Origin of the sequence: Kordia algicida OT-1 (assembly GCF_000154725.1) — a bacterium.
Taxonomy (GTDB): Bacteria; Bacteroidota; Bacteroidia; order Flavobacteriales; family Flavobacteriaceae; genus Kordia; species Kordia algicida.
The window spans coordinates 3826166-3839470 of the sequence record NZ_DS544873.1; the positions used below are offsets into that span (position 1 = coordinate 3826166).

Sequence of the window (13305 nt, forward strand, 5' to 3'; positions counted from 1 at the left end):
TCAAAGCGAAGCGGTCAAACAGCAAAGCGATCTAACCTAAAGCATTCCATTCGCTTCAACCCATTTAAATTTTGTCATATCTTCCGGAATCGCTACACGATCGGCAATACGTGCCATACGATCTGGTAATTTCATTACATAATCACGCGCTTTTTCCGCTTTAGCAGTCAAATCATTTAACTTATCAATTTCCCAATATGAAATCAACTTTCGCATAATGTCAATATAATCGTGCGTTGTGTACACGCCTAAACGTTGTGCCGCATTTGAAAAATTTTCAAAAGCAGTTCCAATCGCTTCTCCTGATTCGCGAACAAACTGTGCTGGCATCACGATTTTTTTACGCATCATATCTTCAAAAGCCAACATCATTTCACTTGGATCGTACTTTAAAATTGTTTTTACAAATTCGCGGTAAGCCAAATGATGACGCATTTCATCACCCGCAATAATATTACACATTTTGCTAAGTAATTTATTGCCTTGTTTCTTTGCCAACAATCCAACACGCTTATGCGAAACGTTGGTTGCCAATTCTTGAAAGCTTGTGTATACAAAGTTTCTGTAAGGATCGTTTGCCGTTCCAATATCAAATCCGTCGTTGATAAGATGTTGCGTCGTTATTTCTATTTCGCGCATGTTTACGCGACCTGATAAGTATAAATATTTGTTTAAAACATCTCCGTGACGATTTTCTTCACCTGTCCAATGACGAATCCATTTCGACCAGCCATTTCCACCATTTTCTGCATGTTGATTGATTCCTTCTACATCCATTAACCACGATTCGTATGTTGGTAATGCTTCTTCCGTAATGGTATCTCCAACCAAAACAACCCAAAAGTCATATCCTAATTCTTTGGCTTCTTCACGAATTTGATGTACTTCATCAAAGAAATTTTCTCCTTGTGAATCTGGCAAAAAATCTGTGGGTTGCCATATTTTCTCTGGCGGAATTAAGTATTTTTCCATGAAACTATCGATTTCTTTTTCAATAGTTTGCATGACTTCTAAACGTATATTTTTTAAAGACATTGATGGTTGTTTAATAATGTTGCAAAAGTACCATTAAATATCTACAATAGCCTCAGTTTTTAAAGAATTAACATCTTTCAGCGATTTTGAAAGTATTGTCCGAATGTCTTGTAATGATTGTTCTTTCAATAGTTTTCCATTCTTAAAAATCGTACTTAGCAAACCTTGTTTTTCTTCTTCAACAGTACATTCGTCTTTTAAAGTAATTTGACCATTTTCCATAAAAAGTTGCATCAATCCTTTTGCAGATTTTTTAGTACCATCATCCGTAATTGGATCTTTAAAAATAGCGCGTCCTTTACCATGTACTTCTACATACGTAGCTTTCATTGCAAAACCAAACGTATCTCGTGTGTTGTATTGATAGGTAAAACTTCCAATTCCCAACACGACATTTGTAGAAGCAAATCCTTTTTCTTTTAAGCGTTCACAAATTTGAGTTGCCCTTTCAATCGTGATGCTATCGCCGTAAATAGCACCAATTTTAGGGTTCAAAACTTTATATCCTTGTGCGTTTAGGCTTCCGCCGAATTCGTCCCACAACAATTCAATGACACCTTTTGCAATGGTTTCGTCTTCGTGCTCGCAACCGCAAATAATGTCTACAGGATTTCCAGAATCGGGACGAATCACGAGTTTTCCATCACGTTCTAAAATTTCATCTTTGAGTTGTGGCAAATAGTTGGTAAGTACTTTCCATAAATCCCACGTATCAGAAACTATGGAGAGAATTCCCGTAGGATAGGTTTTTAGCAAACGTCTAAACGTTTCTATTTCGTCATCTTTGCTTCCTGCACACATGACACTGTGTTCGGTAGCATTTACGCTTCCAATAACCAATTCTTTTGTAACATCGGTGTTGTAATATTTTTCAAGATTGATGGCAACGGGCAACGTGTCACTTCCTGTAAAAGACAATGCATGTCCCATGCCGCTCAAGAAAGCTGATTCGATTCCCGACATGCCACGCATGGAAAAATCGTGTCCTTGCCAGTTGATAAAGTCTAGATTTTCCTTGTCCGTTTCTTGCGCATATTTCGTTAAAATAGTTTTGTATTGTTTTGCAATGGTAGCAGAAGTACACGGTTGCCAAATGATATTTGAAAGTAGTGTTTCCAAGTAATTGGTAATCCAGAAAAACTCTGGAAGTGTATTTACAATCGTAAACATTGGCACACGAATAGGAACGGAAGTTCCTTCTGGCAAAGCTTTAATTTCAATAGGTAAGTAACCCAAATCGTGTAAATCTTCGATGTGAGAAACATTGTAATTGATTCCTAAATAATGATCGACGTATTTTTTATATTCAGCAACAACTTGTGCTTTTGGTTGGTTGAAGAATTCGGTATTAAATTGTTTGATAAGGTATTCTTTGATGAAGTATTGCAAGCCGAAAAAGACGACTTCGTTCGTACCTTCAATTCTACTTTTTCGAGGTGTCCAATTCGAGTACACTTTAGTCGTTCCTTGCGGATATTGTTCTTTGTGTCCGAGTTTGTAACCATCTGTCAGCAATAATGGATTCATAAGAAATATTATTTTGCGTTAAATATACGCAAATATAATTTTTTTTTTTTGAAACTGGCAAATAAATTGTGATTTTATTCGGTGAAAAGATAGGGATTTGAACTTGAGGTTGAAACTGAAACTGAATTTGAAGTCGAACTTTTTCCCGACAGCAAAGCCATCAAAAATAACTATCTTGCCATTTCACAAAAAAGTAAATATATGAGTTATATAATGGTTGATATAGAATCTGATGGACCCATTCCGGGAGACTATTCTATGATATGTTTTGGAGCTGTTTTGGTGGATGAGAAACTCGATAGGACTTTTTATGGAGCATTAAAGCCAATTTCCGAACGGTTTGATCCGACTGCGTTGTCTATTTCAGGGTTTTCACGTGAAGAAACGCTTGAATTTGACGATCCGAAAACTGTAATGAACGATTTTAAAGTGTGGATTGAAGAAAACTCAAAAGGAAAACCTGTTTTTATCAGTGATAATAATGGTTTTGATTGGATGTTTATTTGCTGGTACTTTCATCATTTTATTGGCGAAAATCCGTTTGGTTATTCTTCACGAAGACTTGCTGATTTATATTGCGGAATGGAGAAAGATACCTTCGCCAAGTGGAAACATTTGCGTAAAACTGTGCATACACACAATCCTGTTGATGACGCTATGGGAAATGCAGAAGTATTGCTGATGATGAAAAATGAAATGGATTTAAAGATTAGCTTGAAGTAGGTTTTTAATTTGAAGATTTGAAAATATATCAATGTGATAATTGACTTCGAAATTCGTGTATTCATGGTGAAAAATAGCAAAAGTAAATACACAACAGCAAGTAACAATTTAACATCTCGTGAGCTACGCTCGGTATCTACGATAATGCTCGATGTGAGATTTAGAATATGAACATCAAGAATCTAAGAACGAAGCGACTTTAAAACGCCCACATTTTTTCTAGCGATAATCGCATCAAATTGTTCCAAATACATATCTGTAATACGTTCCATAGGAAAGGCAGTAGCAGCTTTGTAATTCGTTTTTCCAAGTGAAACTCTGTACGCGTCGTTGGTTACAATGGCTTCAATGGCGTTTGCTAAACTATCTACACTTGTTGGTTCAAAGAATTCGCCTTGGTAACCTTCATCTTTCACTAACAAAGCCAAGTCGCCCAAATCTGGCATCACAACTGCTTTTCCGTAACTTCCAGCTTGATGCAATACGCCCGAACTTCCCGTAGTAGCTGTGTACGGAAAAACCACAACTGCACTTTCGTTGAATAATGGTGCGACATCAGTTTCTTCCACATATCCTGTGAATGTCAATTGCGGAACATGTTTGTATTGTTCCTGTACGTTTGCCAAATATCCTGGCACATTTGGATTGTCGGTTCCTGCGATGACAATTTCTAAATTGAGTCCTGAAGACTTTCTAACTTTTTCAACGGCTTCAATCATCTTTTCTACTTTTTTGTAAGTTCCAAATTTACCAAACGTCATCACTTTTAATGGTCCATCAGGCAAATCGAAAGATGGCGTTGAAGCAATTTCAAACGTTCCATGCGGAATCATTGTTACGTTATCAGTTAAATATTTTGCTTCCAATACATCAACATATTTTTGCATCGTTACGGCAACTGTATCAGCTTTCAATAATAATTTTGTCAAGCTTGTACCAATAAAATTATAGGCTTTTTGTAAGAGTTTATTTGACGTAAAACCAGCACTTCCTAAATCGACTTCTTCCAAGATATTATGTAATAAAACGATGTTTGGAATGTTTTTGAGTGAGCAAATCCACGGAAGCATCAATCCTAAGGCAGCAGCCACTTTTTTGTCACCAAATTTCATAAACTGCAAGTTGAATAAAACCGCATCAGGTTGCGTTTGATTGATTGCTTTGGTTACTGAAAAGATGTTTTTGTAGCTATTAAATTTCCAGCATTCTTTCACTGTGATATTACAACCAGCTTCCGAAAAATTCAAATCTTTTGCTTCTGGTGTTTCATCGGTTAATAAAATAAGTTCTGTAATGTTTTCCTTTTGGCGAAAGCTTTTTACTAAGTGATACGCGTATTCGTTTAAGGTTACTTTACTTGGTGGAAATGCAGTTACGATTGCTAGTTTCATGATGTATTCATTTTAATTACAGGACAAATTTGCGCTTTAAACATGTGAAAAATAGGCGAGTTGTGCTGAAATGCGATTATGTTGCGACGAACGGAAAGAGTGTTTAGATTTCATTTCGACTCCGCTCAATGTGAAGTGTTTTTTTGATGGAATCAAGACTTTTAGAACCAAGATTCAGGACTTGTTCGAATAGTATTTTTGTGTATATAAGAATCTATTTCCGTTCAAAGTAGATCTCGATATAATTTTCTGTCGAAAATTACTTGATCTGACGGTTTTTGGAGAATAATAAATGAGATAATATTAATTTTTAGTGGTGAAATAGCTATAAAGGAGAAAACCTATTTTTGATATTGAGTTAGATATTTGCATAATATAAATTAAAAATAAGATAATGTGTTTGAAGTTCTAGAAGAAAGAGAGAGGTTAAAATTTGGTGATTTAAAGGTAGGAGATAACTTTTTAATTATAGGTTCTAATATTGAGTATAAAGTATACTACAAGAGTAAAATAAGCTTCTGCATTGACTAGAATGAAAAACTAAAAACCACATAAGAGTAAGCAAAATCTAAAAGCGAATCGGTCTAAAAAAAAGCGCTAACACTGAGCGGAGTCGAAGTGAAGCGATCAAACTTTATTCTGAAAGAAGAAAAATCCCAACTGTACCATCAACAATAAAACCATCGCAAAGATTTGCACATGTACAACTTGTGCTAAACTTTCATGGAAGAAAATAATCAATACAATTTGAAGCATTCCGCAGCAGCCAGAAAGTACTACAGGAACATATTTGTCTAAGGATAAATAGTAATATGCGAAGATGTTTGAAATGGCAAAAATTCCTGTCGCCAACGCATATTTCCACAATAATGGTGTGATTTCTAAATAGCTTTCGCCGAATAAAATCTGGATGATTTGCTCAGGAAATATGGCACAACCAAAAATGATTGTAGTAGCGATGCCGCCAATATACAACACATATCTTAGCAAAACAGGAACTGTATCTTTTCCTTCTTTTTGGAGCTTTACAACGGTTGGTAATAACAACATGACAAACATCCAAGCAACGAAATATACGACACGACCAATCAACGCTAAAGAAGCATACAAACCTGCATCATATGATTCAAAATAATGCTTTACGAGTAAAATATCACTGTTGTTTATGATAATCTGAGTTAGTTCGTAAAAAGCGGTGATGATGAAAAAGTTACGCACCAATTTGCGTTGTGTTTTGTTGAGAACGTTCACACTTTTTAATGAAATGTTTTTTACATCAAAAGGAATCAATCCGCAGAAAAAAGAAGCTAAAATTCCTAATGAAATAATCAGCGTTGTATCAATTTGTAGAATATATAATAATGCCAAAGTAATGAGCAATCGACTCAACATTTCTGTCTGATACGTTACCGAAAGCGACACCAATTTTTGTGTTCCTTGAAAAATGCCTCGATTGACACTCATCATAAAATAAAATGGAATTCCGATACCAAAAATAACAAACATCGTAGAAGATGAAGTTTTAAAAAAGGCTTGCAATGCTTCTGAAAAAAATATAATCAAACCACCAAAAATAATTCCTGTGAAGACTGATTTTTTATACATATTTGTTGCAAATCCTTTAAAAATAGACGCATCAAATATGACAGAGAATTTTGCTGTTACCAACTGAAATGTCATTGCTACAAACGATAAAACCAATAAAAAAGTAACCAAAACTGCTGCATCTGCAAATTTTTCAGGCCCTAAAAAACGTCCTAAAAGTAAGTTGTATACATAATTTCCGCCGTTGACTAACAAGCTACTCAGCATAAAAATATGTGCTGTAGTCAGGTTACTTTTTATTTTTTTTGTGATTGCGATCATACTATTGTTTAATTTTAAAAAGGTAATTAGAAGGTATCTCAATTCTAACATCTCACTACTCAATACTACTTTATGCTACTTGCGAGCAATTGAAATCTTGATAAATATCTTTGCAACCATTTCCGATGACAGAAAACATTTTATGTTGTCTGAGTGCAATTGCCGTTAAGGTTTTAATTCCTTCCAAACCATCATGATCGATTTGAGTGACACCATCAATATTTAAAACTACATTTTGATGTTGTTCAATGATGTATTCGAAGTGGATGATAAACGATCTTGTTGTTGAAGAATTTAACTTTCCATTCATTAAAAAAGTTCCGTTTTGTTCTGTGATTTGTAAAGCCATTTTCTTGGGTTTTTGCGATTAATATTGACACAAATATCTCTGAAATACTGTGAAAATAGTCGTGTTGTCGGTGAGATTCAATTTACTTACGATGAATGATCGGTAGCTTATGCTTACCTTACAATTGTCTAAAATCAAGATCATGAACACAAAATATATCTTACTTTTTTCGTTCCTATTTATAAGTACTTTTGGCTTCGCTCAAAACATGAAAGAAGGCTTTTCATATTTGGAAAATGGAAAGTATCAACAAGCAGAAACATTCTTCAAAACCGTTTTGCAAGAATATCCAACGAATAAAACAGCGCGCTTGTGTTACGGTCGTGCGGTTGGACTCAATGGCAATGCTGCGGAAGCGAAAAAAATATTCAACAACTTACTAAAGGACTTTCCGAATGATTTTGAAGTGAAGTTGAATTACGGCGAATCCTTATTATGGAATCAAGAGTTCGATCTCGCGAAAGCGTACTACCAAAAATTAGTTGTGGAAGACGCTAAAAGTTTTCCAGCATTATTAGGTTTTGCAAATACGTTGTCGAACTTAAAAGAATACGACAGTGCATTACTATATGTAAACAAAGCGTTGGAAGTTTTGCCAGGAAATCTGAACGCAATGACGTCAAAGAAGTACATCTATTTAGGAAATGCTTACCAAAAACAGCAAGCACAACAGTATTTGGAAGCTGAAAAAATATTGAAAGAATGTGTGTCGCTTTTCGCGAATGATACAAACGCGTTGTTGAATTTGGCGAATTTGTATTTGATTATGGACGAATTGGACAAGGCAAAAATAACGTATGACACCTTGCTTGAAAGCTCAAAAAATGTATCGGATAAAATAACGGTTTTAAATGGTTGGGCATTGATTGAACATTTGAAAGGAAAAGAAAAATTGGCGCTAAAAACGAGTCAATTGGCGTATGATAGTTTGGCAGAAAATGTAGAAGCAACTGTAATTCAGCAAACGAGAGAACGTTATATTCAGGCGTTGATTTGGAACAAAAAGTATGCAAAGGCAGCAAAGTTGATTGATGAAATCATTAAAGAACAACCTAATGAAAACTGGGTTTTGGCTTTGCGTGCAACACTAAATGTGTACAAAAGTAACTTTAAACAGAGTTTGGCAGATTACGATCAAATTTTAGTCAACGATTCTACTTCGTTTGATGGAAATTTAGGAAAAGCTAATGTTTTAAAAGCGTTAGGTCGTTATGATGATGCCATCGCTGCTGCAGAAAAGACACTGACATTTTACAACAATCAGAAAGATGCGACCAACTTTATTAAAGAATTGAAAATGAAGTTTACGCCTTTTTATGATGGAAAAGTCTCGTATACATTTGACAATGGCGATAACGAAGCCTTTTCGGTGCAAAATACGATTGAATTTCCGTTTTCGACACGTTTGAAACTACTCGGAAATTACACCTACCGAACGACAAATAATACGGTGACGAACAACAAAGCAACGTCGCATGCGGCTTCGGCAGGTTTGTCGTATCAAGTATTTCCAAACATGACGTTTAAAGGAACGTTGGGAATCACATCAGCCAACGCAGAAACCAACGATTTTACACAATTATTAGCAGATTTCTCTTTAAATATCAAACCATTTAAACTACAAACCCTTGATATTGGTTACAAGCGCGAAATACAGAGTTTTAATGCTGATTTACTAGATCGTGAAATTGTACAAAACAATTTATATGCAAATTATAATGTAAGCACGAATTTTAATCTTGGTTGGTTTACGCAGTACTATTATACGATGCAAAATGATAACAATTCGAGACATTTAGTATTTACGTCGTTATACTATAATATTTTGAGCAAACCTTCTTTAAAAGTTGGATTAAACTATCAGTACATTACCTTTGAAAAACAAGTGCCGAGTATATATTTCAGTCCGAAAAAATTCAACGCAGGCGAAATCTTCTTAAACTTGATCAAAGATGAAAACATCACCAAAGCTGACGAATGGTTTTACGAACTTACAGCTGCGACAGGTTTGCAATATATTGAAGATCAGGAACGCCAAAGTACCTATCGTTTTCAGGGGAAATTAGGTTATAAATTCTCTGATCGTTGCATGGCAAATGTCTTTGGCACACGTAGTAATATTGCTTCAGCAACTGCGGCTGGATTTACGTTTACGGAAGTTGGGATTAGGGTTAAGTGGGTTTTTGGGGAAGCTAAAACTCAATTAAATCAAGTTCTTCAATTCTAATAGCCATAGCTTCTACTGAAACATTGAATAATTTAGAAATAGAAATAAAAGATTGATTGCTGTAAAATTCAGCATTAGCTAACTTCCTGGCCAATCCTCTAGAGTTTTTACACTCTTTTCTTAATTCACTAGGGTTTCCTCCAGTTAAGAAAAAAGCTGAGTCTTCATTGATTTGAAATTTATCAGTCAAAAACAGTTCTTTAAAAGTTTGTTTAACAAGTTTTTCTGGCATTAAGAAGAAGGTTGCAAATTTATCAGCTTGTCTTTCTTTATAATCCCTATTTTTATAAGAAGTGAATCCATCAATCGGTTTATCTCTATGCATTACTTTTTGTGTATGTAAAATAGCATGACCTAATTCATGAGCAGCAGTGAAGTTTTGCGTATTTTTTGGAAACTCATCAGAAATCATGACAATCTTTTCCTCTTGGTTAATAATTCCTGCAATATTATTTTCACTTCCTATTTCGGCAACATCATGAAATTCATAACCAAATATTTTTTTCAAAACTGTACCAGGGATTAGTACTTTTGTAGGCTGTTGAGGCACTTTAACTTTCCAAATTTTATAACGATTTTTCCAAATTAGCCTTTGAAGTTCAACAGAGCTTTCTTCTATGTCTTTATCAGAAAGATTTTTTTTAGATTTGTATTTTTTAAGAAATTGGTCTACTTCTTTATAAAGTATTTTTTTATCATTAACTTCCTTCTCTAATATACTTATTTTTGAATCAGTTATATTACTAAAATTCCTATATTTATTTTTTAAACTTTCTACTTTAAGCATCGTATCTTCAATCCATTCGTACTCATCACTTCTGAAAGATAGTAAGTTAAGTTGAATGATTGATAGGCAACCTGCAATTGCAGAAACCGAGCCACTCAAAGCCACTTGAGAATCTCCCCTAGCAGATCTAAAAGCGTGATCAAAAACAAAATTAGCAATTTCAGTTAATTCAACACATAATCTAGATATTTCTATAGGAATATCAATAGCTACTTTTAATTCTTTTAATGCTAGTCTAGATAATTTATTATGTTTAATTGGATCTTTTTCTAGATCACGTTGTTCCCTTAACTTTATGGTTTTATCAAATTGTATAGAATCTTCTTGAAATAATTTAGTTAGCTCAGGAAAAATACGATTTTGAATATCTGATTCCATCTCTAATAATTTTGGAAGATTTTTGGAGTATCTTTTTCTCCGTTTTTTCTCATTCGTTAGATTAATTACTGTTACTAGAAGTTTAGCAGAAATCATACCTTGAAATGCAGCGTCACTTCCTGATCCTGGTTTGTGATTTCCAGCACCAAATTTTTCCAAAAGCTCTTCCGTTGTAATATCAAGTAACTTTATTCCCATAAATAATCTTTTAACTAATATAAATTAAAACATTAAAAATGATAAAGTTATAAGTTGTTTTGAGCTTTTTAATCGATAAAATGTCAACAATTCTTACAAACATTAGTTTTTAGATTCATAAAAAATCTTTATTAACACCAAAAAAAACAAAAAGAACTCAATCCTTTTGCCTTTTCTTCATCAACCAAAATAAAATTACTATGAATAACCTAATCTTTATTTCACAACCAGTTTTAGGGTTTTGTAGGTTTGGGATTTGCTTTCTATTTTACAGAAATACAATCCAGGACGCAAGTTATTTAGGTTTAGGGGGATTTTGTTCTGACCATGTTCAGTTTTAACCTTTTGTATATAAACTACTTTACCTACTTGGTCATAAACAGCTAACTGTGCGTCCTCAGATTGCTTTGCAGTAAATAAGATTTTTGTATTTGTTGTCACTGGATTGGGAATCGCCATGAGCTTATTTGTTTCAATTTCTGCTTCAAATTGTGCAACATTTAATGTATTTTCCATTCCAAATTGTGCATTATGTACTTCAATATTGAATGGAACATAACTGTGATAATCTCCTTGTATAGAAAATAGAATGGTTTTTACGTCTGAAATGATTGCTGAGTTTCCACTTCCATCTACAAATTCGTCAAATGAAATGCTATATGCTGTTTCTGTTGTGTTTGCAGGAATGATTTTACGGAAACGGTTGTTCCAATCTGTCAAACCTTCTTGTAATAAAATAACTTCTACAGGTTGAGAATTTGTGATGCTAAATTGAAACACTTCATACTCACTTACATCTAAGGTTTGATCGCCAGGTAATACATGCCTAAACAAGTTGATTGTACCTTTTACTTCTCCAAAAACACTCGGTTGTCGTTCAATTTCATGTGTGTTTTCCAAATCATTTACAACCGTATTTTCTATGTCAAAATTAGTGACGATCACGTTTTCTTCTTCATAATCAATTCCCCAAGGACCATCAGCCAAATAAAGTGCGTCTTGTTGTGCTGACACAGTTGTGCTTAGCGACAAACCAACATCAAACAATTGTCCTGTTGCTATCGTCACATTATCTGTCCAAAAACCTGTTAAAGCTATATTTTGCGACATCATTGTACGTTCAGAGACTTCCGTGGCTGCCATACTTGCTTCAAAAAACACAGAATTCACGCTTACTTTGTTAATAATATTTAAGTGAATATTTCCATTTGCATAATATCCAGAACTTACAAATACAGGCGGTACAACATCATCTACAATTTGACTGTTTAATGGTTTTTCTAGCGTAAGCGTATCAATAATATGATTTCCTATTGTAAATACTTGTGATAAGGAACTTCCCCAAATTTGAAAGTTATAATAATCGCCTGTTGGATATTGCGCAATGTTCCAAAAACTATACAATTCGTTGGCAGTTTCACCTAGTTTCACAGAAAAACTCAATGTATATTCTATTTCACCAGAAGCTCTTTTTATTTTTGAACTGATTAATTGATGACCTCGAACCATTACCGTACGCACATCTTCAAGTGAAGAACTATTTAGTCGATCGCAAATAACTTTAGAGTGGTCATATATTGAACCTTCTGTAGCTGTTGCTAATACAGCAGAAACACGCGTGTTTTCTTGATACATATCAAGCGCAAAAATCTCTGAAGCATTTGTGATATCTACTAAATCTGTCGGACTTGACAAGTATGCCGTTTCTGTACCGTACATTCCTGTATCTGGTAAATACATATCTAAACTTGTTCCGTCTTCTGGATTTAACGAAGCATATGTTTGCTTGTTATAAAAAGTTTGTAGTTGTTTTTTATTTTGAGCATTTCCTGTTTGTGTTCTTCGAAGGTTACGTTTAGCAATCAAACTGGCTAAATTTCCATTACTTTCCAATCCGCCATCATTGGCAGAAGTTACATCTGTAGCACTTTCTACATCTGCATAATTGGTAGTTTTTAGTGCTGTATACGGATTCGCCGTTACATAAAAGATTGCATCATTAAAATCATTATCACACGAACCATAATCACGTCGAATGTCTTCAAAACCTAAAATAATACGTTCGTTCTCAGGATCATTTAATAATACATTATGATACCGTAGATTTTCATCTGCTTCAGGATTATAGTCCGTATTTGAATATAACTTCCACAAACCATGTCCAACTGTACTTGTGTTTGAATTCCAAGCATTTGCCAATAAAACCCAGCCAACGCCTGTGCCAGCTTCAAAAGTTCCTATTTTAACTTTGTCACCAACTTGCAATCCGCCGCCACTTCCTAGTGCAGAAGCGTTTGGAAAAATAATAGTAATATCTTCTGGCTGTGGTGCTGTTGGTGAAGGATTGTTTAGATCGTATGTGTAAAAACCTAAAACATTTCTGTAGCCAGCTCCTTCAGCGACAAATGTGACCCAAACATCAGCTGTTTCATTAATGATAAGATCTGTATCGTATCCTGAAGAAATATAATGCGGATTGTAATCAGGTACTGGATATGATTCTGGTAGCGAATTGCTTATCATTTCTAATGTTTCAACAGAGACGTTGTCTCCTGGCGATTCTAAATAGAGAGGCGTTCCATTGGAAGTATAACTCCCTAAATATTGATAGTTCTGTGCATTAACCAAAACGGCTGTAAGTATGCTGAATAATAGTAGTAGTTTCTTCATGATCTTTGTTATTTATGACACAAATCTAACGACTGAAAAAACGGAAAAGTTCACTTGTCGGCGCGATCATTGTAAGTGTAGACGAAATGCAATTTTCTGTTGATTAATCATTTTAACGAAACCGCATCCAGCTAAAAAGTAAGATGTTAATTTT

Annotated in this window: 9 protein-coding genes; 2 read left to right on the forward strand and 7 right to left on the reverse strand. The window is 34.4% G+C overall.

The genetic code is table 11. From position 1 onward, the window contains the following. Positions 1–36 precede the first annotated feature (36 nt). Positions 37–1035 carry an acyl-ACP desaturase gene (locus KAOT1_RS16375; RefSeq protein ID WP_007095982.1) on the reverse strand — a complete coding sequence of 333 codons (999 nt, stop codon included), beginning with the start codon at positions 1033–1035 and terminating at the stop codon, positions 37–39. Positions 1036–1068: 33 nt separating this feature from the next. Beyond that, positions 1069–2562 carry a nicotinate phosphoribosyltransferase gene (locus KAOT1_RS16380; protein ID WP_007095983.1) on the reverse strand — a complete coding sequence of 498 codons (1494 nt, stop codon included), beginning with the start codon at positions 2560–2562 and terminating at the stop codon, positions 1069–1071. A 201-nt stretch (positions 2563–2763) separates the two neighbouring features. On the opposite strand from KAOT1_RS16380, the gene KAOT1_RS16385 reads away from it, so the two are divergent. Beyond that, the gene (locus tag KAOT1_RS16385) at positions 2764–3285 is read left to right on the forward strand and encodes a 3'-5' exonuclease family protein (protein ID WP_040559628.1); all 522 of its coding nucleotides are present in this window, start codon (positions 2764–2766) and stop codon (positions 3283–3285) included. A gap of 182 nt (positions 3286–3467) precedes the next feature. Here KAOT1_RS16385 and KAOT1_RS16390 read toward each other — a convergent pair whose 3' ends face one another. The 3 genes from KAOT1_RS16390 to KAOT1_RS16400 all read right to left on the reverse strand — a co-directional run bounded on the left by KAOT1_RS16390 (position 3468) and on the right by KAOT1_RS16400 (position 6891). Next, on the reverse strand, positions 3468–4676 hold the full coding sequence (locus tag KAOT1_RS16390) for a glycosyltransferase (protein ID WP_007095985.1): 1209 nt from the start codon (positions 4674–4676) through the stop codon (positions 3468–3470). Positions 4677–5303: 627 nt separating this feature from the next. Beyond that, positions 5304–6542, reverse strand: a complete 1239-nt coding sequence (locus KAOT1_RS16395; protein ID WP_007095986.1) for an oligosaccharide flippase family protein — start codon at positions 6540–6542, stop codon at positions 5304–5306. 70 nt (positions 6543–6612) lie between these two features. After that, positions 6613–6891, reverse strand: a complete 279-nt coding sequence (locus KAOT1_RS16400) for a hypothetical protein (protein ID WP_007095987.1) — start codon at positions 6889–6891, stop codon at positions 6613–6615. A gap of 142 nt (positions 6892–7033) precedes the next feature. Here KAOT1_RS16400 and KAOT1_RS16405 point away from each other — a divergent pair, with 142 nt between their 5' ends. Beyond that, entirely contained in the window at positions 7034–9118 is a 2085-nt protein-coding gene (locus KAOT1_RS16405; protein ID WP_007095988.1) for a tetratricopeptide repeat protein, read from the forward strand. Here KAOT1_RS16405 and KAOT1_RS16410 read toward each other — a convergent pair. Beyond that, positions 9084–10481: a cyclodeaminase/cyclohydrolase family protein gene (locus tag KAOT1_RS16410; RefSeq protein WP_007095989.1), complete on the reverse strand. Its 1398-nt coding sequence runs from the start codon at positions 10479–10481 to the stop codon at positions 9084–9086. The two genes, KAOT1_RS16405 and KAOT1_RS16410, sit on opposite strands and share 35 nt — an antisense overlap. Positions 10482–10697: 216 nt before the next feature. After that, complete coding sequence (locus KAOT1_RS16415; protein WP_007095990.1) at positions 10698–13151, reverse strand: DUF4114 domain-containing protein; 2454 nt, start codon at positions 13149–13151, stop codon at positions 10698–10700. Between the last annotated feature and the right edge of the window lie 154 nt (positions 13152–13305).